General features: G+C 53.1%; 32 protein-coding genes and 2 pseudogenes. 19 read left to right on the forward strand and 15 right to left on the reverse strand.

The features are described from left to right. Window positions 1-64: 64 nt before the first annotated feature. The 6 genes from tnpC to ACA067_RS19230 all read right to left on the reverse strand — a co-directional run bounded on the left by tnpC (window position 65) and on the right by ACA067_RS19230 (window position 5228). On the reverse strand, window positions 65-1627 hold the full coding sequence (gene tnpC, locus ACA067_RS19205; protein WP_497458018.1) for an IS66 family transposase: 1563 nt from the start codon (window positions 1625-1627) through the stop codon (window positions 65-67). 61 nt (window positions 1628-1688) lie between these two features. Next, window positions 1689-2024: an IS66 family insertion sequence element accessory protein TnpB gene (tnpB, locus tag ACA067_RS19210; RefSeq protein WP_074758581.1), complete on the reverse strand. Its 336-nt coding sequence runs from the start codon at window positions 2022-2024 to the stop codon at window positions 1689-1691. After that, window positions 2021-2353, reverse strand: a complete 333-nt coding sequence (tnpA, locus tag ACA067_RS19215) for an IS66-like element accessory protein TnpA (RefSeq protein WP_074758583.1) — start codon at window positions 2351-2353, stop codon at window positions 2021-2023. The genes tnpB and tnpA overlap by 4 nt, the downstream gene beginning before the upstream one ends. A gap of 169 nt (window positions 2354-2522) precedes the next feature. Then, window positions 2523-3206 carry a hypothetical protein gene (locus tag ACA067_RS19220; RefSeq protein ID WP_497458019.1) on the reverse strand — a complete coding sequence of 228 codons (684 nt, stop codon included), beginning with the start codon at window positions 3204-3206 and terminating at the stop codon, window positions 2523-2525. Between the two features lie 514 nt (window positions 3207-3720). Then, window positions 3721-4560 (reverse strand): HNH endonuclease, encoded by an 840-nt coding sequence (locus ACA067_RS19225; protein ID WP_497458020.1) that lies wholly within the window; start codon window positions 4558-4560, stop codon window positions 3721-3723. A gap of 320 nt (window positions 4561-4880) precedes the next feature. After that, window positions 4881-5228 carry a hypothetical protein gene (locus ACA067_RS19230; RefSeq protein WP_150787996.1) on the reverse strand — a complete coding sequence of 116 codons (348 nt, stop codon included), beginning with the start codon at window positions 5226-5228 and terminating at the stop codon, window positions 4881-4883. 116 nt (window positions 5229-5344) lie between these two features. Between ACA067_RS19230 and ACA067_RS19235 the strand changes: the two genes are divergently transcribed. From ACA067_RS19235 to ACA067_RS19265, 7 genes and pseudogenes are all read left to right on the forward strand, one after another. After that, window positions 5345-6910, forward strand: a complete 1566-nt coding sequence (locus ACA067_RS19235; RefSeq protein WP_497458021.1) for a recombinase family protein — start codon at window positions 5345-5347, stop codon at window positions 6908-6910. Window positions 6911-6939: 29 nt separating this feature from the next. Further along, on the forward strand, window positions 6940-7818 hold the full coding sequence (locus ACA067_RS19240; protein ID WP_150787884.1) for a ParB/RepB/Spo0J family partition protein: 879 nt from the start codon (window positions 6940-6942) through the stop codon (window positions 7816-7818). Further along, window positions 7818-8719: pseudogene (locus ACA067_RS19245) on the forward strand (plasmid partitioning protein RepB C-terminal domain-containing protein). The gene ACA067_RS19240 and the pseudogene ACA067_RS19245 overlap by 1 nt, the downstream one beginning before the upstream one ends. Before the next feature lie 42 nt (window positions 8720-8761). Continuing rightward, window positions 8762-8947, forward strand: coding sequence for a hypothetical protein (locus ACA067_RS19250; RefSeq protein WP_497458022.1), 186 nt, complete (start codon window positions 8762-8764; stop codon window positions 8945-8947). A gap of 243 nt (window positions 8948-9190) precedes the next feature. After that, complete coding sequence (locus tag ACA067_RS19255; protein ID WP_497462888.1) at window positions 9191-9664, forward strand: hypothetical protein; 474 nt, start codon at window positions 9191-9193, stop codon at window positions 9662-9664. Next, complete coding sequence (locus tag ACA067_RS19260) at window positions 9651-10016, forward strand: hypothetical protein (RefSeq protein WP_497458023.1); 366 nt, start codon at window positions 9651-9653, stop codon at window positions 10014-10016. The genes ACA067_RS19255 and ACA067_RS19260 overlap by 14 nt, the downstream gene beginning before the upstream one ends. A 413-nt stretch (window positions 10017-10429) precedes the next feature. Continuing rightward, window positions 10430-10723 carry a hypothetical protein gene (locus tag ACA067_RS19265; protein WP_497458024.1) on the forward strand — a complete coding sequence of 98 codons (294 nt, stop codon included), beginning with the start codon at window positions 10430-10432 and terminating at the stop codon, window positions 10721-10723. 49 nt (window positions 10724-10772) lie between these two features. On the opposite strand, the gene ACA067_RS19270 is transcribed toward ACA067_RS19265, so the two are convergent. Next, window positions 10773-11045, reverse strand: a complete 273-nt coding sequence (locus tag ACA067_RS19270) for a hypothetical protein (protein ID WP_497458025.1) — start codon at window positions 11043-11045, stop codon at window positions 10773-10775. Then, complete coding sequence (locus ACA067_RS19275; protein ID WP_497458026.1) at window positions 11020-11169, reverse strand: hypothetical protein; 150 nt, start codon at window positions 11167-11169, stop codon at window positions 11020-11022. Before ACA067_RS19275 ends, ACA067_RS19270 begins: the two co-directional genes overlap by 26 nt. A gap of 104 nt (window positions 11170-11273) precedes the next feature. Here ACA067_RS19275 and ACA067_RS19280 point away from each other — a divergent pair, with 104 nt between their 5' ends. Then, the gene (locus ACA067_RS19280) at window positions 11274-12089 is read left to right on the forward strand and encodes a DUF1206 domain-containing protein (RefSeq protein WP_497458027.1); all 816 of its coding nucleotides are present in this window, start codon (window positions 11274-11276) and stop codon (window positions 12087-12089) included. 587 nt (window positions 12090-12676) lie between these two features. Here ACA067_RS19280 and ACA067_RS19285 read toward each other — a convergent pair. From ACA067_RS19285 to ACA067_RS19295, 3 genes are all read right to left on the reverse strand, one after another. Next, window positions 12677-12889, reverse strand: coding sequence for a hypothetical protein (locus tag ACA067_RS19285; protein ID WP_497458028.1), 213 nt, complete (start codon window positions 12887-12889; stop codon window positions 12677-12679). A 350-nt stretch (window positions 12890-13239) separates the two neighbouring features. Continuing rightward, window positions 13240-13500, reverse strand: coding sequence for a hypothetical protein (locus tag ACA067_RS19290; RefSeq protein WP_497458029.1), 261 nt, complete (start codon window positions 13498-13500; stop codon window positions 13240-13242). A gap of 578 nt (window positions 13501-14078) precedes the next feature. Then, window positions 14079-14675, reverse strand: coding sequence for a hypothetical protein (locus ACA067_RS19295; protein WP_497458030.1), 597 nt, complete (start codon window positions 14673-14675; stop codon window positions 14079-14081). Here ACA067_RS19295 and ACA067_RS19300 point away from each other — a divergent pair. Next, window positions 14674-15729: an AraC family transcriptional regulator gene (locus tag ACA067_RS19300; RefSeq protein WP_497458031.1), complete on the forward strand. Its 1056-nt coding sequence runs from the start codon at window positions 14674-14676 to the stop codon at window positions 15727-15729. The genes ACA067_RS19295 and ACA067_RS19300 overlap by 2 nt on opposite strands. A 237-nt stretch (window positions 15730-15966) precedes the next feature. Here ACA067_RS19300 and ACA067_RS19305 read toward each other — a convergent pair whose 3' ends face one another. Continuing rightward, window positions 15967-16278 (reverse strand): hypothetical protein, encoded by a 312-nt coding sequence (locus ACA067_RS19305; protein ID WP_497458032.1) that lies wholly within the window; start codon window positions 16276-16278, stop codon window positions 15967-15969. A gap of 1225 nt (window positions 16279-17503) precedes the next feature. Between ACA067_RS19305 and ACA067_RS19310 the strand changes: the two genes are divergently transcribed. Together ACA067_RS19310 and ACA067_RS19315 are read left to right on the forward strand one after the other, a co-directional pair. Then, on the forward strand, window positions 17504-17686 hold the full coding sequence (locus tag ACA067_RS19310) for a DUF2934 domain-containing protein (RefSeq protein ID WP_497458033.1): 183 nt from the start codon (window positions 17504-17506) through the stop codon (window positions 17684-17686). 332 nt (window positions 17687-18018) lie between these two features. Then, window positions 18019-18429, forward strand: coding sequence for a response regulator (locus tag ACA067_RS19315; protein ID WP_497458034.1), 411 nt, complete (start codon window positions 18019-18021; stop codon window positions 18427-18429). Here the strand turns inward: ACA067_RS19315 and ACA067_RS19320 are convergent. Continuing rightward, entirely contained in the window at window positions 18394-18720 is a 327-nt protein-coding gene (locus ACA067_RS19320; RefSeq protein ID WP_497458035.1) for a DUF1652 domain-containing protein, read from the reverse strand. The genes ACA067_RS19315 and ACA067_RS19320 overlap by 36 nt on opposite strands. A 175-nt stretch (window positions 18721-18895) precedes the next feature. Between ACA067_RS19320 and ACA067_RS19325 the strand changes: the two genes are divergently transcribed. Next, complete coding sequence (locus ACA067_RS19325; RefSeq protein WP_497458036.1) at window positions 18896-19105, forward strand: hypothetical protein; 210 nt, start codon at window positions 18896-18898, stop codon at window positions 19103-19105. Window positions 19106-19292: 187 nt separating this feature from the next. Beyond that, window positions 19293-19553, forward strand: coding sequence for a hypothetical protein (locus ACA067_RS19330; RefSeq protein ID WP_497458037.1), 261 nt, complete (start codon window positions 19293-19295; stop codon window positions 19551-19553). A 200-nt stretch (window positions 19554-19753) separates the two neighbouring features. Here ACA067_RS19330 and ACA067_RS19335 read toward each other — a convergent pair whose 3' ends face one another. After that, a complete protein-coding gene (locus tag ACA067_RS19335; RefSeq protein ID WP_497458038.1) occupies window positions 19754-20377 on the reverse strand; it encodes a hypothetical protein in 624 nt (207 codons plus the stop codon). 564 nt (window positions 20378-20941) lie between these two features. Here ACA067_RS19335 and ACA067_RS19340 point away from each other — a divergent pair. Together ACA067_RS19340 and ACA067_RS19345 are read left to right on the forward strand one after the other, a co-directional pair. Further along, window positions 20942-21388 carry a GNAT family N-acetyltransferase gene (locus ACA067_RS19340; RefSeq protein ID WP_497458039.1) on the forward strand — a complete coding sequence of 149 codons (447 nt, stop codon included), beginning with the start codon at window positions 20942-20944 and terminating at the stop codon, window positions 21386-21388. A 300-nt stretch (window positions 21389-21688) separates the two neighbouring features. Further along, the gene (locus ACA067_RS19345) at window positions 21689-22105 is read left to right on the forward strand and encodes a hypothetical protein (RefSeq protein WP_497458040.1); all 417 of its coding nucleotides are present in this window, start codon (window positions 21689-21691) and stop codon (window positions 22103-22105) included. A 433-nt stretch (window positions 22106-22538) separates the two neighbouring features. Here ACA067_RS19345 and ACA067_RS19350 read toward each other — a convergent pair whose 3' ends face one another. Beyond that, the gene (locus ACA067_RS19350; protein WP_497458041.1) at window positions 22539-22952 is read right to left on the reverse strand and encodes a response regulator; all 414 of its coding nucleotides are present in this window, start codon (window positions 22950-22952) and stop codon (window positions 22539-22541) included. 868 nt (window positions 22953-23820) lie between these two features. Between ACA067_RS19350 and ACA067_RS19355 the strand changes: the two genes are divergently transcribed. The 4 genes and pseudogenes from ACA067_RS19355 to ACA067_RS19370 all read left to right on the forward strand — a co-directional run bounded on the left by ACA067_RS19355 (window position 23821) and on the right by ACA067_RS19370 (window position 25941). Next, window positions 23821-24072: a DUF6555 family protein gene (locus ACA067_RS19355; protein WP_497458042.1), complete on the forward strand. Its 252-nt coding sequence runs from the start codon at window positions 23821-23823 to the stop codon at window positions 24070-24072. 8 nt (window positions 24073-24080) lie between these two features. Further along, a pseudogene (locus ACA067_RS19360) lies at window positions 24081-24487 on the forward strand (GFA family protein). Window positions 24488-24621: 134 nt separating this feature from the next. After that, the gene (locus ACA067_RS19365) at window positions 24622-25017 is read left to right on the forward strand and encodes a low affinity iron permease family protein (protein WP_497458043.1); all 396 of its coding nucleotides are present in this window, start codon (window positions 24622-24624) and stop codon (window positions 25015-25017) included. A 147-nt stretch (window positions 25018-25164) separates the two neighbouring features. Further along, complete coding sequence (locus tag ACA067_RS19370; protein WP_497458044.1) at window positions 25165-25941, forward strand: OBAP family protein; 777 nt, start codon at window positions 25165-25167, stop codon at window positions 25939-25941. Window positions 25942-25945 lie beyond the last annotated feature (4 nt).

A 25945-nucleotide genomic window follows, 5' to 3' on the forward strand; every position in this document is an offset into this window, starting at 1 on the left:
CACCAAAGTAAGAGTTTTACACAGCACCTTCAGATTAGGGGCTTTTTACGTATGCGTCCGGGCATCAAGCCTTGCGTAACAAGATAGGTTGCCACCTATGCGGCAACAACTGATCGATTTCACTCGCCCGCTGCGTCGGCAGCCGCGTGAGCACGTCCTTCAAATATGCATACGGATCATGACCATTCAGCCGCGCAGACTGGATCAAACTCATGATCGCCGCAGCCCGCTTGCCGCTGCGTAGCGACCCTGCGAAGAGCCAGTTCTTACGTCCAAGAGCCCAGGGCCGGATCTGGTTCTCGCACCAGTTATTATCAATGGGTACAGTCCCGTCATCGAGGTAGCGCGACAGCGCTGCCCAGCGTTTCAGGCTGTAATCCAGTGCTCTGCTGATTGCTGAGCCTTCAGGCACGAGATCGCGCTGGGCGATCATCCAGGCGTGCAGCATATCCATCACCAGCACGGCTTTTTCTTGGCGTATTCGGCGCCGTAAATCCGGCTCCAGGTCGCGGACTTCGCTCTCGATTTCGTACAGCAACTGGATGTAGCGCAAGGCTTGCTCTGCGAGCGTGCTTTTGTTGGTGGCGTGCAGTTCGAAGAACTTGCGCCGTGCATGGGCCATGCAGCCGATCTCGGTCACGCCGAGTTCAAAACTGGCCTTGTAGCCACCAAAATCATCACACACCAGCTTGCCCTTCCAGTCTTGCAGGAAGTTGCGAGCATGCTCCCCAGCGCGGCTCGGGCTGAAGTCGTAGACAACAGCCGCTGTTTCGCAGAACTGGCTGGTGGCGTAGGCCCACACATAAGAGCGATGGGTTTTCTTTGAGCCCGGAGCAAGCATCTGCACCGGCGTTTCATCGGCATGGATAACCTGCTGCCCGAGCACTAGGTCGCGCAGCGCATCGACCAAAGGCTGCAACTGCACGCCCGTCATGCCAACCCATTGAGCCAACGTTGAACGTGGAATCGCCAAGCCGGCACGACCGAAAATCGATTCCTGACGGTAAAGCGGCAAATGGTCAGCAAACTTCGCGATCATGACGTGGGCAAGTAGCCCGGCGGTCGGGATGCCCTTGTCGATGACTTGCGCCGGAACCGGCGCCTGGATCAGTGTTTCGCAGTCATCACAGACCCATTTGCCACGGACATGGCGCTCAACGGTAAACACGCCGGGCGTGTAGTCCAGCTTCTCGCTGACGTCTTCACCGATGCGTTTCAGTGCGCAGCCACATGGACAGTGAGTGTTGTCCGGTTCGTGATGGATCAACGTGCGTGGAAACTCTGCTGGCAATGCAGTGCGCTTGGGCTTTTGCTTTTTCTCGGTCGGCGTCGGAGCTGTTTGCAACGCCTGAAGCTCTGCTTCAATTGCCGCGATATCGGTATCGATCAGGTCATCGAGCAAGCTGGCCTGCTGCGGATTCATCTGCTCGCTACGCTTGGCAAACTTCAATCGCTTGAGTTGGGCGATCTCGTGGGTCAGCTTCTCGATCACCGTTTGATCGCGGTTGATCTTCTTGCCCATGGTCTCGATTTGCTGGTCGAGCGTCTCGACACGCTGTATCAACTGCGCCGCCAAAGCGCGCAGTTGTTCAGGGGTAAGGTGGTCGGGATTGGGGAGCGAAGTCATGGTGCCGATTTTGCCAGACCAGACAATTCACGGCGATAGATCGATAGGCTAATGGCAGCTGTTAAAGCAGTGTGATTGCGCCGCCGGAGCCCGCGCGCTGCCATGGCAGGCCCAACACCAACGCCTGGAGTTGCTCGGTACCCAACTGCATTTCAGAACCCTGGCGAATGCCTGGCCAGTGGAACTTGCCTTGATTCAAACGGCGAGCCGCCAGCCAGATCCCGAAGCCGTCATGCACCAGAACTTTCATCCGAGTGGCCCGGCGGTTGGCGAACAGATAAGCACAGTGCGGCTTCGCCGCACCGAACACCGCGATCACCCTGGCTAACGCGGTTTCGGTGCCCGCTCGCATGTCCATCGGCTCAGTAGCGAGCCAGATGAAGTCGATGCGGATCATCGCAGCAGGTCTCGAAGAAAGGTCGCGCAGGCAGCAGCATTTTCGCTTGGCCAGTTCACTTTGACGGTGCCGCTCGGGTGCTGGATCTCAACGCAGATGTTCGAGGATGCCGCTTGCGAATTTGCTCCGGCCAACTGGATGGGTAACGGAATGAATGCAGGTTGCAGCGCCGTGCTTTTCTGCGCATGAACCCGAATCCATTTGTGGACGAGGTTTGCGTTGAGGCTATGGCTGAGGGCGACGCTGGCAATCGAGGCACGAGGCTGGGCGCACTCTTGGATGACCTGGACTTTGAAGGAGTTGGAGTAGGAACGGCGTTGTGGCTGCATGAAATACCCGCTTAAAAGGCTAGAACTGGTGTCCACTTAAATTAAGTGCACACCATGTCTTGGCTTTGCAGCGCTGGGTAGATGACTTGGCCGGACGGATACTCATGTTCGGCTTCAGCTCGGGTCTAATAGGTTGGAGCTTTGGACGCATTGGATGACCGCTCGGCACTTATTTAAAGACTCCTGGCTCGAGTTCGAAGCGATCTCCAGACGCCTCAATGTCGGCACTCCCACCATCGGCGTAACCGTATATTTGCCATCTTCCAGCACCGGTATCGCTGACAAAAAGGGCGTGTAAACTGTCAATTACGCGCTTGCCAGTATTATCGAGGTAATTTTTATCCTGAAACAAAGCCACGAGTTTCATTCCGTCGGCCTTCCGAGACCGGATGATCCCCGTCAAGCTATCGCATCGGGCATCGCCACCCTTTAGGGTTCGCTGGCGGTTTATGCGATCTTTTTCTTCCTCTTCAGCCTCAGACACGCCAGCAACCTGACGCATGGCCCTCAACGCTGCGTCGCTGGTAACCCATCTATCGCCGAGTTTTTCGAGCCGATTTCCGCGCGCCGCTTGCATCACTTCTATCCTCTTGGGGCACATTGACCTAGCGACCTTCTCATCGACAGGAGGAAGGATGTTTTCAGCTGGTGGTTTGCCAGCCGCAGGATTCTTAAACAATGCCTTACCCGTAATCGGAAGAAGCCAGACACACAGCTTGGTCGGGGACATCGACTGGGGTAAATCGCGTTGAAACAGGGCGATCTTGAATTGGTCACCCACGGTGTAGTGGATAAATGTCCATCGATAATCAGCATTGTATTGGGTGTCGTTGGCGTCGCCATACATGTTCATGATGACGCGCCCGGCGTGGGTTCGGACTATTTCACTGGCTTCTGCGACGGTGAAACAACCGCCCCTCGAGATTGGATCATCATCTGCTCGAACGATTCCCACCCAAATGGACGAGGTGATTACCCATATAGCTAACGTTAGCCTGATCATGACTCTTCTCGCAGAGAAGAGGAGCAATCCTTGGCCGGAAACCCAATCAACCACGCACTCGGCTTAGGCTTGCCGGAATATCCTGATCGGGAGTTATCACAAATGTAGGACACTGGAAGGGAATGTCAAAAGACGCCGCTGAGTGAGGATGTATGCCGCAGGTGCTGCGGGTCGGATTCGGAATTGAGTCCTTCTCACTTGTGGGGTCAATCAGGGTTAGATATTTCAGACAGAAATCGGTCATGAACGGACGATTAGGGAAGCGGTGGCTTCGTCATTGACCATCCACGTGAAAGCGACTGCGCGCAGAATCCGAAGATCGAAATTGCAACCACGTTCCCGCCCTCCCCCAACCCTGCCAACATCAGCCCATGGATAGTTCTGAGAATCGGGTGGCTAGGGCTCTTTTGAATGACTCCAGCCCCGCCTTATCCAAAGCTGGCATCTGAATGCTCTGACCATCCAAATTCTGGTAGCTCGGGTCAGACTTCACTGACGGCTGGACATAAACAATGCCGTCTCCGTTGATCCTTAGTAGCCCAGCATCAAAAAGTTGGTGAAGGTCGGAACGCATCAGTAACCCATTGCTTGATGCGTAGTTGATTCCCGCGCTGTGGGGAGCGATGTGGCACGCCTGTAGCACAGGCTCAACCGCGCAGCCTGTGAGTGCGCACGTTCGATCATAAATGTTCATAAGCCTTTCGCGAAATTCAGCCTGCCCTCGCCGGCGCTTGACCCGCGCCAATACGTCCTCAAGCCAAACTTTCTTCTCCAGAGGTAAACCGTCATCTCTAAGCACAACCGCACTGCTGCCCCTCATGCGATTTGAAATCCCCTCAATCTCAGCCCACAGGTCTAACTGGGCAGTGAGTACAGAGAGACCCACGGATATTTTACCCAATGGAAAACGAATCCAATAAGCATCTGGGCCTAGTTTCTCTGTGACTTCTGCTCTAACCGCTTTGTTGTCAACGCGGAGCCCAAAAACGGGAGCGCTAATACCGGATTTCTTGCAAATCGCGAAGGACGGCCTGTTCTGCTTTCCGCTGCTTTCACTGTGAGTGCCGAATATGATCGCCTGCATTCCGCCGGCCAGTACACCCTCCCAGGCATCGTGATGGGGATACCTGTCTGCCAAATGGCCCATCACGCAAACGAAGCCATTGCGTTCGTCATTACTGAAGCCGTTGATCAATTCATTCACACTCGTTACCCGTTCCGTTTCGTCAAGATTGCAAATCTAGTTTGGATAGATAGCTGGCAACCACCAGAATTCGGCGCCTAAATCATGGTATTTAGACATCAAGGGAATATAACAAAACTCCCTGACCCGGTGAGAGTTAGGCAGTTGAAAAGGTTAATAGCCCACGTTGGACGCGCTGCGAGAAATACGCGTGCCGATCGGTTTGTCGATGCAGGGCCCTACGAGCATTGCCAACCATGTCCTTGAGGTTGTAGCGGGCAATCCAGTATTGCGTCCCCCCTCCGCGACTGCGTCCGAGCATGGCTGCGGATCACTCCAGCTTACGTATCTCCAATACAAAGATACGAGTCGATTCCCTCTATCACCGACTGAAGCTTCTGCCTGAGCAATGGAAGCTCTGACGCGGTTAAGGCATGAGGTCGCTCAGCCATGCCAAGGAACGCAGCCAGGGCCAGGTCAGAATGTTTGACCAACGCCACCAAATGCTCACCCCTCGGCCCGCTGCTTCCTGCCAGCCAGTTCTTCACCGTCCTTTCATTCGCGTTAGTCCAACGCATCAACGTTTTGGTCGCCTGGTGCGTGGCTCCAAGCTCCATATGCAGAGCTTTGGCGATTCCGACCGCGTACTGCTTCTGAGCCAGAAAAGAATTGCCCGTTTTCGTGAACATTTTTCCCTCCCCGGTCTTCTACCTTCTTTAGAGCCACTTTTAAAAAAAACGAAGTAACTGATCACGGCGTCCGGCATCGCCTTCAGCGGCTGCCCGATCAGGTTGAGGACTTGCCGATGCAAACTCTCATTGGCTCGAGCACCTATAACAATGGTTCAAGCGCGGCCATGGCGGCGGCTTATGTGCGGATGTCCACCGAGCATCAGCAATATTCGACAGAAAACCAGCTCGATACGATCCGCCTTTATGCAGCGACCCACGCCCTAGACATCACCAAGGTTTACACCGACGCAGGTAAAAGTGGCCTGCGCTTGGAAGGTCGAGACGCTCTCAAACAGCTCTTCTTCGATGTAGAGAAAGGGCTAGCCGATTACTCGACAGTCCTGGTCTATGACGTCAGCCGTTGGGGCCGCTTTCAAGATCCTGATGTGAGTGCCAGCTATGAGGTTCGCTGCCGGCAAGCGGGTGTGTCCGTTCAATACTGTGCGGAGCAATTCATTAACGACGGCTCACCGGTCTCCAACATCGTCAAAAGCGTGAAGCGCATGATGGCCGGTGAGTACAGCCGCGAACTGTCGGTGAAAGTGTTTGCCGGGCAGTCTCGACTGATCGAACTGGGGTATCGCCAAGGAGGCCCTGCTTGCTATGGTCTGAGACGTCAGTTAGTCGATGGCAACGGTACGCCCAAAAATGAATTGAGCCTTGGTGAGCACAAAAGCATACAAACAGACCGAGTGATTTTGGTGCCAGGCCCGAAACATGAGATCGAGATGGTTCGGCACATCTATCGGCTTTTCGTCGAGGAAGGGAGGAGCGAGCGCGAAATTGCTGATTGGTTGAATACTCAAGGCGTACTGAATGACCGTTCCGGGACGTGGTCTCGGGGTACCGTGCACCAGGTGCTGATCAACGAAAAATACATTGGCAACAACGTCTGGAACCATACCTCCTTCAAGTTGAAGCAAACCTATACGCAGAACCCTCCTGAAGAATGGATTCGAGCGGATGGAGCCTTCCTGCCCATTGTCAGCGTCATCCTATTCAAAGCTGCTCAGTCAATCATAGAAACGCGTTCCTACCGCATGCCTGACGAGGAAATGCTCCAGGTACTGAAGACGATCTATAAGCGCAGAGGATATTTATCGGGACTTGTGATTGACGAGTCTGAGGGCTGCCCTTCAAGTAGCGCTTATCAGCACCGGTTCGGGAGCTTGCTTCGCTGTTACTCGCTGATCGGGTATTCCCCCGCACGGGACTACCAGTACATCGAAGCCAATAAACGTCTTCGGCAAATGCATCCGTTGCTCCTTCAGCAAACGACTCAGAAGATTGAGGAGGTAGGTGGAAAGGTCTCGGTAGACCCGCGCACTGATCTCATGCTGGTAAACCAGGAAGTGACCATCTCTCTTGTACTCAGCCGTTGTCAGGTATCACCCACGGGTAACAAGCGATGGAACATCCGTTTCGATTATGGCTTGAGCCCGGATCTAACCGTTGCGGTTCGCATGAAGGAGCAAGAAGAAGCTGCACTGGACTACTACATCCTGCCCACCATCGAGATTGAAAAACCAACGCTGCGACTGGCGGAAAGCAACCAGGCCAACCTCGAGATTTACCGGTTCGACGACTTGGAGATTCTTTCTGATCTGTCACGCCGCAGTGATTTAAGGAGGGTCGCATGACGGCTATCGAGACTCATCGCAGAGCTCTGATGCACGTTGCGGAAGAGACGACCATTAGGCTCATTCCCATCGAAGATATTCGGGTGCTCAATCCTCGAGCGCGTAACAAGCAGGTCTTTGCCAGGCTGGTGGAGAACATATCGGCGTTAGGTCTCAAACGCCCCATTACCGTCGCTCCCACGACAGGCGGCACCGAGTCCTATGAAATTGTTTGTGGCCAAGGTCGCTTCGAAGCGTTGCAAGCGTTGGGGGAGAAAAAAATTCCCTGCATCGTGGTAAGCGCAAGCGAAGCGGATCGATATCTGATCGGTTTGGTTGAAAACCTAGCACGCCGAAAACATTCGAATCGTGAGCTTTTGATGTCAATCCAAATCCTTTCAGATCGTGGATATACCTGCCAGCAGATCGCCGAAAAAACCTGTCTGGATGCAGGCTATATACACGGAATCCTTGTGCTTTTGCGCCAGGGAGAAGAGCGCCTGATCGCTGCGGTGGAGAAAGGTTGGTTATCGATAAAATTGGCCATGGAAATTGCTCGCTCTAAGGATGTTGATCTCCAGCAGGCGATGATGGAAGCCTACGAAAGCGGAGTGCTGAAAGGCGAACAACTCATGAGGGTGCGACGACTCGTTGATAAACGGAAAACCTTCGGCAAGCGCTATGGCCAGCAAGCGCCTCGTACCGAGAAGCCGACACCTCAGAAGCTGCTACACGCCTATCAAGTCGAGGTTCGACGCCAAAAGGTCATGATCAAAAAGTCGGACATCAACGAACAACGGCTGCTGATCATCGTCACGGCGATGCGCAAACTGCTAACCGATGACTACTTCAGGACGCTGCTTCGTAACGAAGAAATTCCGGATATGCCCAAACCACTAGCCGACCGAATATTGGGAGAGACGCCGTGATTACAGAGGTCAAGCAGGCATTCGAACAGCGTGTCATTGCGATTCCCCTCGAGCGAATCCTACCCTCGCGTAAGGTCGACCAACTGACACCTGGAAGTAAAAAGTACGCCAGCATTTTGAGCTCAATAAAAGAGCTCGGAGTCGTTGAACCGTTGGTGGTTCACCCCAAACCTGTGGTCGCCGATGGCGTGACTTTGTTCATGCTTTTGGATGGGCATTTTCGCTTAGAGGCACTCAAGGCATTGGGGGCAACTGAGGCGCTATGTCTGATTTCGACCGACGATGAGGGCTTTACCTACAACCGGCAAATTAACCGACTGACACCGATCCAAGAACATAAAATGATCATTTCCGCTCTGAAAAAAGGCATTGAAGCCTCTCGCATTGCGGCGGTGCTTGGGATCAATGTGGATAGAGTTCACGAAAGAGAGAATTTGCTGAAAGGCATAGCGCCTGAGGTCGCGGAGATGCTGAAGGTTCGCATGGTATCGCAGGACGTGTTTCGTGCCCTTCGACTGATGAAGCCCATCCGCCAGATTGAAACGGTTGAAATGATGATCTCTGCCAACTGTTTTACGAGAAATTACGCTCGAATGGTCTTGGCGGCGTCGCGACCGGAGATGTTGGTGGAGATTAAGAAAAAACCAAGTGACGTCAGTGCTGTCGACTAGCCCGCATGGAGCGGGAGATGGAGAACCTGCAGCATGATTACAAACAGGTAGAGGACACACTGGGTGAGACGATGCTGGTCTTGGTTGTGGCCAAGGGTTATCTCGTACGTATCCTTCGCAACGAAGCCATTGCCGGCTATCTCACTCGCTACTATGCAGAACTGCTGGAGGAGCTGGTTTCTATTATGGAAGCAGTGACCTCAGACGCCAGGCAGCTTGAACGGGAATAGCACTCACCTGCTACGCTTTTCCTCTTTCACGGAGGAATCGCGATGCCAAATTCAGACCTGCTCCCTTCCCTACTTTTCAAGATCAATCAGAATCAATTGTCTCTCGAAGCCGCGATCATGGAGCTCACGCTTTGGGTCGAGCAGCGCGGCTCGGGCGAGGTTGGAGGCAATGTGCGCGGTGCGCTGGCAACGATCGGCAAGAACGAAGAGTTCATCAACATGACGTAAGCGGTGCTGATGACGCCTGAGTGAGTAGGTCTCGAGTTTGGTAGGCTAGCTGAGCCTCACTGGCTCGAACGAGCAACCTCTCCATTGACACCACTTCATACCGAAGCTTAGCTACGGCGATGACTCGAGCGCAGAATGATTTGAACACAACCTCTCCTCTCACCGCTCACGAGGTCTGCCAGGTGCTGACGGACGTCGCGCTTGGCAAACGCATCATGATGACAAGCTCCATCCAACCATGGAATGAGATCTATCACGGCCTCATGCCCGTGGAAGCTCGCACCCAAGCCAGGCGACGAACTAGCCAGGCAGCGTGCCGCCAAGCGCAAGGCGCAACACGAAGTCGAGATGCTGGCCCTCGAGTGGAGCAAGATCATACTCCAGCGACAGATTGACGACGCGATCAACCCTGCGACGGATCCCCGGCTGCGACGTGACCTATACAACGATGTGCTCAATCGTGGCGTTGGCCGGCCGAAGCCGCAGGAAGACGAAGACGCGGGTGGCAAGAAGAAAGGCGGTAACCCCGCCGAGTTCCTGGAAATGCTGGCAGCGATTTCGACGGCAGTTTCGGCGGCGTCGGCTCTGAGCCACAACGTAGCGTCGGCCCCCCGGATCGAGCGCGACACTGGTGGCAGTGGCACCGACGAGGGCAGCCTACAATCGTTCCTAGACGACTTGAGCGATGACGTGGAGGCAGATGATGAACAGCAATGACTACGACAACCTCGACGAATACGACCTTGAACACGCAGCCTACAGGACAGTTGACTTGCTGCTGCCAGAAAAGGAACCGCTGACACTTAAAGTCCTACCCGTGGTGATAACGGTGGCCGCTATATCGTCCGCGTTTTTTGGGGCGATGGCCCTCATCATTGGCGCCCGTGACCAATGGCTGCTGTTCTGGGTTGCGCTTGGTGCGGTCTTCACGCTCGGTGTGTTCCTGAACGCCGCGTACCGGCCATTTCACATTCTCGATAGAGCCTGGCGGTATCTGTGCCTGCGCTTTTCGACTCAAGTCGGCTGGCTGATCCTTGGCCTGCCGGCGTGGGTGATCATCGGGCGATGAACATCAGAAAAGCCTTCGCGGGCATCGACTGGATGAAGTGGGCGAACCGTGGGGCGCAGCTCGGGTTCGTATTGGCGGCTATCGCCGGATACTACGGCTGCCAACACTGACGCTGAAACAGAAGCGGCCCGAATCGGCCGCGCCGTTGATCGGATGCAGGATTACCTTGAAGGCTCGGTGCGGGATAACATCGAGGCCGTTTTGATCGCCTGGGCGATCCTCGACCAGCAGGAGGTCGGCTCGTGAGCACATCTGTAACCGAAATTGGCTGGCTGATTATCGGCCTGATGGTCTGCATTCTCGGCCACCATCTTCTGTACTGACCATAAATCATGCGTGGAGCTCTGCATTCGATTGGAGAGAACGAGGGGCCACAATGACTTGGTAACCCGGCACAATTGATCGCGCAGTTGATGAACGAGCAAGACGTACATAGCTTCAACGAAGCGGTGATGAGACGCCTCAAGGCCCAATTCAGGGATGGCACCAAGCTTATGCTTAGGGTTGGCGGGGAGATGTGCGCCGTGGATGTCGACTGGGTAGTGGACACCTACCTGTCTTTACCGAAAGAGGCTCAATTCGTTGCTGCGGAAGTAGCTCAAGCTTTTGCGACAAAGCTCCCAGGCGGATGTAGCGACCTCAATTACCTCTGTGAAATGTCCCTGCTACTCAAAAGGACTGAGGCTGACGGCATGCTCCCCCAGTAAAAACAAGGGCGCTCTCCGTGGCGCCCTTTGTCGTCTGTGCTGCACACCGTCAATCATCGAACGGAGCCTTCGGTGCCTTCTTCTGGGAAGGTTGTACGTCCTTCCCCGGCAGCTCCGACTTCGTCCGTCGGAAATACGTTTCCTGGCTCGGGATTGGTTTTTTCGTTTCGCCGTCGCGTTTGTCGATCATTTCAGTCACCTCATCATCAGTGCCGGAATGGCACAGTTCATCATCTTCTTCGGACACCATCAGTAGCGCATGGCCGAACAGCTCAGCACGCAGCACCCGGGCAAGCTCACCGAGCTTCGGCTTGTCGGCCATCGTCCACAGGCCAGAGCGAAAGCAGCACCCGGCGTGGCTGCTTGATGCGCTCGTCGCCGAACTGCTCGATGTCGTTCTGCAAATCACGCAGCAGCTTTTCGACATTCGCATCTGTGGCCGGCAAAATCGCCTGCTGACGCGGCCTGTCCGCCCGGCACCCCACCTGCAATCGAACCCCTCCCGCATAGATAGGTCTACTCCTGTATAACTTCTATGGAATCAGATCTCATGTCCGCGCAACAGAGCCTTGTCGTAGCCGCACGGGGTGGATATGCCGCTCGAGGCGTTCTTTATCTGATCATCGGTATTTTCGCTCTGCTGGCGGCTCTCGACTCGACCAAACCGAAGGATAGTCACAGGAGCTTGGAAGCTTTGTTAAGCCAGCCCTTCGGTTATGTTTTAGTTGGGCTGGTGGTAGCTGGCCTACTTGCCTTTGCCGCTTGGCGAGTGTTGCAGGCAATACGCGACGTTGATCATCACGGTAAAGAAATGAAGGGGTTGGTAATCCGTGCAGGTTTGCTGGCGGGTGGTGTAGTCAACGGCGCGCTGGCGTTTTTTGCCTTTGGCCTACTCGTCAGCGGCATCAGGAGCTCGGGCAATTCCGGAGGTGGGCAAACCAAGGATTTACTGGCTCTTCTGTTGTCCTGGGAACACTCAAATTTACTGGTGTACCTCGTCGCACTCGTACCACTCGGCGTGGGCATCGCTCACATCATCAAGGGATGGAAGGCGACATTTGAGAAATACTTTGAAGCTGACGAAGACGTTATGCGATACGTCCGTCCGGTGTCTCAATTCGGCCTGATAGCCCGTGGTGTCGTCTTTATCGAGATCGCCCTGCTGCTGATGATCAGCGGCTCGAAGTACCAAGCCATGGATCCGCCGGGCATGAAGGAGGCCCTCGATGCTCTCCAGAATCTACCGGCGGGAGGTTTGATTTTGATGGTGATGGCCTTGGGGATGATCGCCTTTTCGGTTTACAGCTTTTCCGAAGCTGCCTGGCGCAAGATCAACATGGATGTGCCTGGAGTACCGAGCGCATAGGCAAATGACTACGGCGAGGACTGCAGGTCGCCTGAGGGTTGTGTCGGGTCTCTTGAAAGCTGGTAGCGCTATGGCGCTTCCTTGGGAGCGTGAGCAGCTAGAGCCTTTTTAACGACCTCTGATAGACATTCCTTGCAATGAAGAAATGCGCAGCCCTAACTCACAGATGCGCCGTCCTTCTCACGGGGAAAGCACGATGCGCTGTCATAAATTGTTTCAGCTCAGCCCTGCTCAGCTGTTGAAATCATGAAGTCATACCGGTACTTGTAGAGCACCATTCTTTAGCAGGGAACGCACCATGCAGTCGAGATTCAAGGTGATTGGAACCACCAAATTGGACGATGGCAGTAAGCGATATAGGGTTGTAGATCTCGTGGAGGGTGGCTCAGCTAGCAAGCATGGCGTATATGAAGTCAGGGCTGATGCAGAGGCTGTTTGCTCCCTATTAAACGCCGAGCATCCACGGGAGATGAGAGTACGTTACCGCACCGCTTAATCCCCCGCTGATCTGCTGGTCGCCAGAACCTAACGTCGAGTAACTGTTTGGCGATGGTGAACCTCTAGAGGATCGGAATGGATCCTCACTCTCACAGGACGCTTTGTAACCGCTCCAGGTTAACCCGCTGGCACTCACGCTCAGCTTCTTCTCGGGTCTGATAGGTTGGTTTCAGCCGCAGCGTTCCCTCATTGTCATAGAGGTTGAAGCCTATAGGTGCGATCTGGCAGTAAAAGCGCGATCCGTTACGCATCGATCCTGTTTCCGTTGGGATTGCAGGCACCACAACAAATCTCGAAATCATCTTCACATCCTCTCCAAGCTCCCCTCACTATTAGCGGCTATTGGCCACCACAGCAAGAAGCCTTACGCAGTTTCCGATGAGAAGCACGAGCGGCCTTCAGAGGTAGGCAGCATCTTAAAAAGGGATGCGTCGTTTTTTATCAAGTGTCTGCGCATCACCTCACCCCTACGTTCAGTAAAGTTTCCAATAATTGACTACGATTGTGCGCTGAGCCCCTAAAGAGGCAGACAGAAACAAGCCATTCGCCGTAGCAAATCCCGTTCGGATAGGTGCCTCTTCACCGGTGAAATCTGGCTGGAACTTTCAAGCGCCGCTGACCCCATACAAGCAGCCCTAAAAAAATTGGGTGATCAACTCTGCGCATCGCGGCACAGCTCCGCAGTGGCAATTAACAGGAGATCCAAATGCTTGTGCTCACGGACATGCAGCGCGCGTACCTCAGGAAAATACGAGCCCTCAGTGAAGACCACCAGGGCAACGAAGTCTTTGCTGGCCTCACGCTCGAGGAATCTATGCGATTCAATTTTTTGAGCGAGTCGCTCTTGGGGCAGGAGCATCGGACGCAGGAAGACGTCGACGAGTATCTCTCCCTTGTCCAGAAGCACGAACATACCCGGACTCAAATGCTAAGCGCAGAGGTGGAGGCCCAGCAGAACAGATCGGGGCGTCATTAAACTCATCTAATTTCGTATGATCTGGGCGGCCACCCTGGTGGGCGCACGTGTCCAAAACTTCGATGGCCTGTGATCATGCATTCAGGTAAGGGTCGGCCTTATTCGAGTTGACCGCTCACAAGAAATAATCTCGGACTAAGGAACTGTATTTCACATTCCGTCCCTCCTTCGGCCTGGCTATCCCATCCGTAAAGTCGACCCCATCGATCGGTGCGCCTGAAGCATCTGCTCTTTGAGCCCGTTCCGCATGTTGCTCGACGAGTTAAATCGTTGTCGATTTCGTCGGCGTCTCGCAGTGGCGCATGGTAATGGACTGCTCAAGCGTGTTTGGCCCCCTGCCCCATACGTAATTCATATCCCTATCATGGCGTGATTTGCTGAGCAGCATCGCTTGCCCACTTCGTCGTTACACAAAAAATTTACATAGGTAGGCCATCATCGTCAGGACGATCACCACACGGCGCGTTTTTGACATTCGATGACTCCTTGGAGGCCTGCCAGCTGCGCAATTTCAGCTACGATTGCTGATGGAAGAACATGAGGCTATGACCCTTTTGACTTCCATATGAGCAAACAGTCCAAGGCCTGAGCTCGTGAATCTCACCCATTAGTTCCTCGTTGGAGCCGATTGGCCTAGCGACGTCGCCATGGAGAGGTTTACTGGTGGGCATCGCCTTGAAATTGTAGCTGTGCGGAGACGTTTCTGACCCGAGCCGGCCTGCCAATGACACAGAGCAGGTTGAGCAAAAAAATAAAAACAGATCAAGCAAAATGGTACTGCAATGAATGTCACGCGAAAGTCCCCTCAATCCACATCCTGTCTCAACCTGGCCCTTCAGCGAAACAACCTGCTTTTCAGCGAAGCCCAAAGCTTGAGCTGCGCGGCCCTGGATATCCTGGATCGGCCCTACCTGGATACGGCAGCCTTCAGCCAGTACCAGGAAAAGCGCCGACATGCCGATCTTAAATATGATCACGCCATCGAGCACCTGCGATCGCTCATGACGCAATACCACCTTCCCCGGCATACCCAACATTTTCGATAACACAAGGCCGCCGATTTGGCTTAAATGGCCATGGATGTCTGATTCAACAGGGAGATGAATCGTCATGTATAAAATGAGTGCAGGTTATGCCTGCGTGCTGGTGAAAATGCTTTCGGCGCGAGGATTGGATGTCGACCGTCTGTGCCAGGAGTCTGGGCTTGATATGGAGCTCGCAGCTATATCGGGATCATTCTGCGAACGAAGCACTATCTACCGCCTATTGGATCTGGCGGCTCAGGCTTCCGGCGATCCAAACATCGGTTTGAAATCGGCCGAGCACTTCCATCCAGGCATGTTTCAGATCGTCGGCTATACCATGATGTCCAGTTCGAACCTCAAAAATGCATTCGAACGACTGGCTCATTTCAGCCCGTTGATCGGCACAGGTTTCACCATGTTTGTTGTCCAGGAACAACAGCATTACCGCCTGGCCACGTTCGATCACCATCAACGCGGCTCGATCAAACCCCGCCAGTACACCGATGCCAGTCTCGGAGCGCTGCTAGGTGTTTACCGCTGGCTGAGTGGTGACAAGTCGTTGAGACCGCTGAGTGTGGAATTCAGCTATCCCCAACCGAAAGACATCCATGAGCATCAACAGCTGTTTGGCTGCGAGCTGCGTTTCGGGGCAGCCTATGACAGCATCCTGTTCGACGGCGAGGAGCTACTGCGTCCGTTGCGCATGGCCAACGAAGCATTGGCCAAGCTCCATGACAGCTATGCCAACGGTCAGCTTGACCTGCTGAATGACTCCACCGTGGTGTGCAGGATTCGTGCGCTGATCGCCGAACGCCTGAGCCAGGCGCAAACGCAGCGCCAATGTAATATGGAATCGATTGCGGCCGCGCTGAGCATCAGCAAGCGAACATTGCAACGCGCACTGGAGAAGGCAGGCACGCAGTTCACGAATATCCTGAACCATATGCGTCAGCAGCTGGCCGACTTCTATCTACGCCATTCCCATTTCAATATACAGCACGTAACTTACCTGCTTGGCTTCCACGACCACAGCAGTTTTCACAAGGCTTGCCTGCGCTGGTTCGGCATGACGCCCGGTCAGTATCGAGCCTGTCAAGAATCGCTCGAGGCCAAGGAAAACAAGATTCTTCTAGCCCATTAAGGGAGGTGTTATGCAGATGGGTGAGCACCTTGGTGCTCATCTTGGTTTACGCAAGGCGAATCATCCGGCCGGAAAATCCCAGGCCAGTCTTTGCAGTATTCAAGTCGGGTTTTCGTACACATGCACATAGGCGCCGGGTAAAGGCTTCGACGAGGGGGACGACCATTTCGTCAGAGCACATACCTAAAAAGAAACCTCAGACCGTGTCCCTACATCTCGAGCTAAAAGCGACAGAACTCACCATTGATTAGAGGGGGTACCTGCTTCTTTTAAGCCAGGATAATCATCGAGCCCAATCCCTGCTTCAACATCGTTCGTCAGCTCGTGGAGGGGTCTATGAACCACCCCGGCCTCAGCATCAGCGCGCATCTTTTCGAGTTCTTTGATGAACGCTTTGTCTTGAACCGTGGGCTTACTGGTGTATCGCTTGCGTTCAGGTTCGGGTTTGGCGGCATACGTCGTTACCGCATCAGGATCACTCTGCAGCTTTTCTTTAACTTGAGCTTCAAGCATCGCACGAAGTGCGTCTTTATCTGGGGGAATTAGCAATTTATTACTCCATTGACAGAAAATTAGAGGCAAAAAGAGCTATGTCATTTGCCCGCTGATGAAATCAAAATTGTAGTTTGCTTCAGTGAACACGCCAGAGATCGACGGCTCCCACCGACGGGCTCGAAGTTTCAGACAGAATTTCGCCGGCTCGCAGAATTTATACGATTGGGCGCCAATCGACAAAGCTGCGCCTCCCGTTCTGAATGGACGATTTGAAGCCGTTCCATGTTGTGCCGCTGGCACTCATACTCGGCCTCCGCTCGGGTCGGATAGATGGTCTGCAGCCGCAGCTTTTTCTCGTTGTCGTAGAGGTTAAAACCTACGGTCGCGGTTTTACAGTAAGAGCGCGTTCCGTTGCGCATGGACTCCGTATCCGTGGGTAATGCAGGAACAACACCGAATCTCCAGGCCATCTTCACTTCCTCTTCGAGTTCACCGTGGAGCCACACTCTAACTATTAACTATTAGCTGCTACGGACAACTACAGCAAGAAACGCTCCTGCGGATCCGATGAATAGCTCGAGCTGGCGCCAATGGCCCTCGACTACCATATGCGCGCTGTAACTTTGGCGAAACACCTTTCTGAATTCGACTCAAGGCACCAGGAGGGCTTGATGAATCTCGATAGAAGGAATTGCAACTTCGATACGCCGGGTTTCAAGCCAACCTCTCGTTTTGCTGACATCCAAAATTTGGCCCTGATCCATCAAGGCCAAGAGGAGGTCATCAGAAATACGGTAGCGACCACAATCCGGACAATCCCTCTCTTCCCATGGGCCATGACACTGAATGCGCTCTGCGACACCGACACAAATAAGACAATTCATCACGACCACCAATTTATAGTTGTACCCGATCCGTCGTGGGGCCGCTTGCGACGGGGTGCTCACAGGCACTAGCGCGCGTGCTGATGAGCCTGTTGTTTGGTCGACTGGAAAGATCGAAAGAAAGTTCGGAGCGATGACGCTTTCGGTACAAATGGGTCGTATCTACCGATCCTGCCTTAGCACTGGCGGAACGCGGCAGCACTCCTAGCTCTTTGCCCTTGATCTTCAGCCAGTGCGGCATTGGCCCGGAGGCGGTGGTAAAAGCCATCCGATCAAAAGCGATGGCGGAGCTTGTTATGACGACTACCCTTACGCTGCTAGACGGATCGGGAGGCGATACTGCTTGTCCCGTTACGCCCCGAAATCACTCAGTGAAAAATGGGAGGAATTCGAAGATGGATGAGCAAAAAATTCGAGAAGCTGCATATCGGCTTTGGGAAAAAGCTGGGAAGCCGCAAGGACAAGACCTAGAGCACTGGTTTACTGCTGAAAAAACCGCCGGCGAAGAGGACTTTGACCGTTCAACCGCTGGCTCAACGCAAGGTAGCGAAGTTGACCCATCCCAAGCTGGCTCTTAGATGAAGGTCAATGACGGGCATATACCCAGCGATAGCGCGCACCGTCGAATGCGCGCTACCGCTGTGGCAAAACACTTACCTCTATAGCCCTGAGCGCTTTCAACCGACCAGGTGGCTCCCGGAACATCGCGTGATCTTTGCGTATTGGGCAGCCTGGTGCCCAATGGAGACGGCCACGTGATAATCCCTTTGCCTTACCAGTACACAGCCGATCCTTTGAACTGAGACATCAAACGAATTGTTTTCCGGGTCGCGCATCTCGACATTGGGCATAGACTCAGAGTCTTACCATAGAGATGCCGGCACGTTCTGCCCGGTTAGGGAATCGATGAGTGAATGTCAATTGGGAAGGGCTATTGCCGATTCAAGGTGAGATTATCGTCATCGAGGACGACCCGACGTTGCGTTCGCTGATGGTGGATATCGTGGATGAGATAGGCGCAAAAGCAGTGGCGTTCGACACTGCTGATGACGCGTTAACCTATCTGTTGGAAGCGCATTATCAGTGCTGGTTGGTGATCGCAGACCAAAGTGTTCCAGGTCAAATCCAAGGTATCGAATTCATCGAGATGGTCAAGGGTAGATGGCCGTACATTGGTGCAATTCTGACGTCAGGGTATCTAATAGATCCCACAACAATACCGCCATCAACCATCTATCTGCACAAGCCCTGGTCACTGGACGACCTGGTCATCGCGGTTGCTTCCCTACTGCAACCTGATCACCCCATCCGTAAGACTTGAGTCTACGTGACTTGGTGGCTCTGATGCTGCGAGTCCAGCATTTACCGCCGCGCTCACGCAGATCTTTTTGCGCGCCGCCATTTCAATTCTGAGTTCGCCGATCAAATTCGAGATCGCCCGACTGGACGTGAGAGCCGATGCCAATACGCCGGGGACAAACAGTTCGACATGGCCCGAGGAAGGTTCAATCATCTTGATCAAAAGCGCCCCTTTTGGGTTCACCGTGCAGGTGCAGGAGCGTGGTAATAAACCGCTCTCAATGATATGTCGGAGCTCAAGAGCGGAGATCATGACGTTCCTTCGAATGGGGAATTTGCACTCAGTCTTGTCTAGGAAACCCAGTAGTCAAGGAAGGCGCGGAAGCAAATTCACGACCAATTGTTTCGCCTGCCCTGGCGTTGAGGTGACGTAGCCGATCCTTCAATTTTTTTACTGCTACGCTTGGCTTTTTCATGGAGGAAAATCGATGCCAAATTCAGACCTGCTTCCATCACTGCTTTTTAAGATCAATCAAAACCAGATCGCGCTTGAAGCCGCCGTCATGGAGCTGGCCAATTGGGTCGAGCAGCGCGGATCTTCGGATGTCGCCGGCAACATTCGTGGAGCTTTAGACACGTTTAACAAGAACAAACAGTTCATCAACTTGAGCCTTGCTGTGCTCATGTCACCCGAGTGACCTGCCAATAGGTCACGGGCCTGGCTCACGGCCAGCGCAGTCGATCTTCCTAAGAAAATGCACGGCAAGCTATGGGCCTTGAGATACCTGTCGAGCCTTTGCGTTGAACTCAAACGTCACACGTTTCGTCTAGCGCATAAGAGCCGAAACCTAGGCCCACATTCCGGTACGTTGCAAGGACATCGCCATGACTACTACCACCGCACGCTTGAATTACATGCGTGACACCCTACTGGGCCCTATCGCGAAAAGCGTTGAATGCAATGTTGTCATAACGCCTATCACGCCGGGCGCTTTTCAGGTGCAGGTGTTATCTCCAGTGCCAGATGACTTGCACAAGGCACATTCGATGACCATTTTCATTTCTCCAGGCAAACACTTAACCGGCACGGTCGCTCACACGCGCCACTTGGAAAACGGTGATTTGGAATTGCAGATCGACGTATGACAATCCATTTCTAGGCTGATGGCTATTTACGAGCGAAATGCCGACATCACCGCAACACTTCACCCCGCTTACGCTTTCGTTCAGTCTCTACGATGTGAAAGCTACGGATCGAGTCCCCACATTCATGGCTGGCCGCAATCGGTTGCAGCCCGTTGTCACAGATAGCAATCGATCCAACGCGGCCGATATCGATTCAGTTTTTAAAATCGAGGCGCGCGCATAGAGCCACGAGGCTCTGAGTCACGCAGCATTGACTGCGCCGGATCGGGTGTATTTGAGGTAATGCTTGGATGGGTGGACTTTGCCTCCAGTCTGGAAGCCATTTTTCTAACCTCGTTGATATCGACAGGACTCAGCGTTGTGTAGGCGCCACCGACGCGAAAGGTTGCGGGGATGCCCTCCTTATAAAACTCAAGGCGTTTTTCGTTGCCTACTGCGAACCATCCATCAGCGCGCAAGGCCTTTTCCAGTGCCTCGCGCTCTTTCGGTTGAAATTCCAAGCGAATGGATCGGTAGGTCAGTTTCTCCAGTGCCACACCCGCGATCTTGGCGCCTCCCATAGGATCTGCTTCGCTGGAAAAGTTATCTGTGACATCCAGTGTTATTTCCGCGCTGCTGGCCGTTGCGCCAAAAATGTCCATTGGCTTGCTGCGCGTGCAGGACAGGTAGTTAAAGAAATCAACACACTCTGTGAATCCTAGCGCTTTCCCCAGCGTTTGGGTGCCGGGGACAAAGAGCCCCGAAACCTGGACGGTGGTCAGGCGTTCAGCAGATTGGGCAGTACCTGCTACCAGTAGAAGAAAGATCGCTGCCAGCTTGTTCATAACACGGCTCCCGCACATTTATTGAGTTTGAAATGAGTCATGGATCGCCTGCCCCGATCTCTAGTGCTCTACTCGCTTTACCGTGCTGGCAATTTCCTCACGAGGGGATGTTAGCTGTTGAAGTTACCTACCGTGGTTACGTGACACATTAGTTCAGAATCTGCGCTGTCCTTCCCATGCCAGTGATGCTGAAGCAAGAAAGGGAACCAGTGAGCTACCCGTAAGGCTTCACCCCCCACTTATGCTGTCGTTCGCTCACTCTGATACTGATAGCTACGGATCGAGTGCCGTCATTCATGGCTGGCCGCAATCGGCCGAGGCTGTGTAAAAACGTTTTTGAGCGAGTCAGCTACTCAAAACCGGACTGAAAATCGCGCTTCTACGCGAAATCCACATCTGCCGACGTGCCGATAAACTTCAGATTTAACGTAGGCGCGCACACTTTAATTTTGGTGAAGCGTTTTTACACACTCTGGGCCAAAAGCGGTCAATCGCAGACGCTTTGGAGTAATGTGTCGAATTGAACTATCGAAGCTTCACCCCCCCCTTCACTGAGGATCTCCAATGACAAACCAATTCGCTATTGTCGAGGTGGTTCAAGAAACCGATCCTATGCTGCTCAGGTCTTTGAATGACCTTCTCCCACAGCTTTCCAAAAGCGCTCAAGCGATGACAATGGAAGATTTGAAGGAGATAGTGGATTCAGAGTGCTCCGACTTATTGGTAGTGAGAGCAGCAGGTGGAGGAAGCATTTTAGGGGCATTAACCCTAATTCATTTTCGCATTCCGACAGGTATTCGAGCCTGGATCGAAGACGTCGTAGTAGATGCCAGTGCTCGAGGTCAAGGCGTCGGCAAAGCACTCATACAAGCAGCAATAGAAAAAAGCCAAGACCTCGGTGCGAAAACACTGGATTTAACATCCAACCCAGACCGTGAATCTGCCCACCGTTTATACGAGGGGGCAGGATTCTCGGTGCGCACAACGAAGGTCTACCGACATATCAAATGACGAATGGATAGTCCTTCAACGCATGGCGATTATGTATGGGGACAGGAGTGTCTTGAATGGCTCCTTTGGGTCGAAAGCGACCTCCCCTGCAGGCTCCACTCGCTTGGCTGCTGTGAAACAAGCTAGGCTTGAGCAATCCTAACGATGGCCAATATAAATCCACGTAACAGGCGGCTTGCGGCCAAATATGGACGTTCATGACCAGCCCCTATTCACTCTAAGCAGACGCGTAAGTGAACCGCTTCAGCAAAATTTGTGGTTCGACCTATAGCCTGAGTTATCAACTAATTGGAGAGCTTTATGACTTTTGTGAATGAAACAATATCGCAAGAAGATGTTAAAAGATTTGGCCTTGAAACTATTGATAAGAACTTTATTGTTGGCGGAACAAGTGAAAGAATGTGGACTATCGACCGTGAGCGGAATATTTATCTGCGTAATGTTACAAGAGGTCGGGAGGAGTACAAAAGCCAGTCTGGATGGATATTTTTTTGGAATGGCCAACTGATTTACTTGGAAATCGAAGTGCTTGCCGCCGGGGGCAAACCGGGGGGGGCTGGATGGGTGCACAAGAAGTTACTCGCCATCGAACTGCCTGAGCAACTGAAGGGCCAGCGAGCCGAAATCCTCGACGACTTGAAGGAGGCGCTTATCGTCTATAAGGACTTTGGAATTTCCTCCGTATGCACGGATTACGCCGTCACCCTAGATACCTGAGGCGATATCCGTCATGACAATTTTAGCTTCCGACGCAATTACGCTACTGCAAACTAATCCAAGCGACTCGCCACTCCCGAAGCATTGAAGCGCTGGTTGCGTAGCTCGACATTACAGCTACAGGTAATGTAACAGTGCTCTACAGTGGCGACGCCGATACAGGAGTCCTGCCGTTGCTGACCGGCAGCTTTGGGTCGATAACTGTCCTTCGCGGCAGTCTGCAATCGGCCATCACGCTTCGTCGACAAGCGACCAACTGCAAGATCTGCTGGCCTAGGGGGCATCACCGCATTTCACGACTCGTCTGGTTAGATACCTTGCTGCGAATCTACAGATGCCAACACACCGTCCCTACAGTGGCCGCGTCCACAAAATGCTCAACATTAAAAATAAAGCGGTTAAGACTTTTTCGCCCATGGGCAACGCCTGCGAATCATCGTCCTGAGAGAGGTCTACCAGGTTTAAATAGGGTTGTTACGGCCAGTTCCAGATCATGTATAGACCAGGGCTTGTGAAGGTAAATCGTCCCAGCGGGTACCATCGAGAGATTCAGGTCGTAACCGGACGTTAGAATTGACGCGGTCGAGGGCCATTTACGCCTCATCATCTCAATAAATTCTGCGCCTTGTATCTGACCGGGCAGGCCGTGATCCACGATAACCAAGGGACAACCGCCATGCGATCCCGACATGTACCTCATAGCCTCATCGGTAGTTGAAAATTCCAGCGAACGCAGACCCAGTTCGGTCAAAACCTCCCCGATTAACATGCGCAACGTTGGGTCGTCTTCCACGACGATTACCCATCCTGTCAGGGGTGAGAGTTTTTCCCATTGGGTTTTTTTCATGCGCCGGTTCCTTCATCTCGGCTCATTTCCATGCCAAGCAGATAGATTTTTCAGTGTAGGCGTTATTTTTTTGATTGAGGCTACGAACCCGAGTCATCTTGATGCTCTGATTCGTTACGTGCGGAGTAAGGACTAATGGCAGCTTGCGGAGGATGGGTTGGAAATACTCTTAGGCGACTGACTCCAATCGCTATTGCCCGGTGGCGCAGTGTTGAGCGTTTTATCGGCTGCACATGCGGTTTATACACGGCACCTATCGACTCGGTGGTGGCTTGAGTGCATAACCGGTGAAGTTTTCCGCATCGCGAAATCCCGGTGTGTCCATAACAGCCGGATAGATGCGCAAACACCCCAACCAAGAAACGCTCTACCCATGGATGCCAAAAACCATCCGCCCCATCACGACAACAGCTACTCACGTTGCCATGAGTCCAACCAAGAACCAAATAAACTCGCTGCTGTTCATGGTGCCTGTTCTCGTTGCACTCGCTTCTCTCGCTCTGTGTGAACTGGCTTGTAGGCGCTGGATTGCAACAAGGTGGGTGACGATCACCTCTACCTTCATACGTCCCGCTACGCCTACATCCATAGGCCCCTCGCGCGCCATCCAAAATGCCGGCAGAAACGGTAGCAATGGATTTTACTTTTTTCACAAAGGGTCTTCGCATTTGACCCGAGCAGAACGTGTTCATTCACATTTCTGCGCGCCGCTATCCCATAGCAATCATCTTCGTGAGCTAAATTTCTCAGCCTTCGTATTTATCTGACCCCCTTGGCGAAAATCAGTGTTTACCCCAGCAGAAAATCCCTTTGAATTTTTTCCTGACCCAGCCACTCCTTTGTTTATGAGCAAAATGGAGGGAGCCTCATGAATACCGATCTTTACATTATCGAGTACAAGCTTCATGGGGAGGCCAAGTCCTTCATCATCAGGACGAAGATAAGAAGCAACGCCGATGCTTGGCATTGGGCAAGTTGTGATGCTGGAGTGGCGCCTATACCGAAACCGGGACGACCGCCGCTCAAAGTCGTTACCAAGCCTCAAGCTGAAAAGTACGCGCTCAGTGACGTGAGATGGCGTGAATCGGCCATCTTGGATTGGACAGAGGTGGCAACGTGATCGCACAAATGATCAAAGCTATTGGTAAAACCCTCATTCAGCCTCGTCACCTGGCCAGCTGTCACTGCGGTGCCGTTGTTCTCGAGATCCATTTACCTGCAGGTCTGCCTGAACCACATCGATGCGATTGCTCGTTCTGCAAACGCAAGGGAGCAATAGTCGCTGCGGTGCCAGCAGCAGATTTGAAAGTGATTCGCGGCCAAGCTGCATTACGTAAATATCAGTTCGGAAAGCAGGTCGCTGAACATTTCTTTTGCGGCATCTGCGGCATTTATACCCATCACCGACGCGGTACCGATCCGAACGAATTTGGCTTCATATCGGCTGCATGGAAGGCGTGAATCCCTATGATTTGGGGAGCGTTCCGGTAGCGGATGGTGGCGAGTGGGAGGAACCTGTGAGCCAGTCTCGTTAGCGAAAATTTTCTTCTCTAATTCACCTCTCACTAATGTGAAAACCAAAAGCTTCCCAACGACGAGGACATTTTGTCAGAAAGAATTCCAAAGGCTCACCGTGGTCTACCTGGCACCACACCCAGAGCTCGCAATCATGAAATTCTCAAAATTCTGCCAAGCACTCTCCAACCGGGCTGGCAGTTCGAAGACGTTCCTCACCGCTATTTGTCTCATCGTTGCGTGGGCAGTGACGGGCCCGTATTTTCATTTCAACGATACGTGGCAACTGATCATTAATACGTCGACGACGATCATCACGTTCCTAATGGTTTTCCTGATCCAGAACACCCAGAACCGGGACAACGACATTTTACATCTGAAAATCGATGAGCTGATTCGAGCGACCAAGGAAGCGCAAAACGCTACGTTGTCCTTGGACAAGATGGGCACCAGGGAGCTTAGAAAACTGCGGAAGCAGTACAGCGTTATGGGTGAAGCCGGTGAGATCAGTTTTGACGATTCCGGGGACAATGCCCCGATGCCCAAGTAGGTTGCCTGGATCATCCGGGAGGCCGTTGCCCGCATCAATTTGAACGCAAGCTCTCAAGCGCTTTCTATCAACGTATGTGGGTACCGGAACTCGCCCGGTCGTCGCTCGCCATCAACGCCTGAAACCTGTTTGTAAGAAGGATCTGCAATGAAAAAAAATAATCCTCAGCGCACGTTTTTCATCGCATCCAGACCATCGTTGCTGCTGACGATCCTCGGCCTGTTGACTGCATGTGCCGGTAACACTACGTCGTCCAATGTCGTTGCACCGGGCGAAGAAAAAACACCCACGACCCGCACTCTGGATGCGGGTGCCGCCCTACTCCAATCACGCCCGCCCATCGATGCACTCAATGCCTACCTCGATGGATTCCATTTTTACAATGGCCACCCCGACGTTCAAATGGAGGCTCACCACTATTGCTCCATCCTGAATGAAGAAGTGATCCAGTGCGTGATCTACGATGGAAATCGCAAGGACGCGAAGCTCATGGGGGTGGAATACATCATCAGTGAACAGCTTTTTGCCAATTTGCCCCACACTGAAAAGGCGCTCTGGCACAGCCATGTTCATGAAGTGAAGTCTGGTCAATTGGTCGCCCCCGGCATTCCGGACATTGCAGAACATGCGCTTATGGAAAAGCTCATCCATACCTATGGCAAGACGTGGCATACATGGCACACCGACCTCAATAAAGATCTACCGTTGGGTGTTCCGCAACTGATGATGGGATTCACCGCTGATGGCCAGATCGACCAGCGACTGGTGACAGATCGGGACAGAAGACTTGGCGTCGATAGCACCCAGAAAAAGAAAGCGCGGGCCGACATCCCTGCACCTGCTATTGACCCAGGTGCTGACGCCTGGCGCAAAGGAAAGGTCATTCAAATCGAAGATCCGACTGGAAGTCCGCATCAGCACTGAATCA

It is taken from the genome of Pseudomonas sp. LBUM1674 (assembly GCF_059695635.1).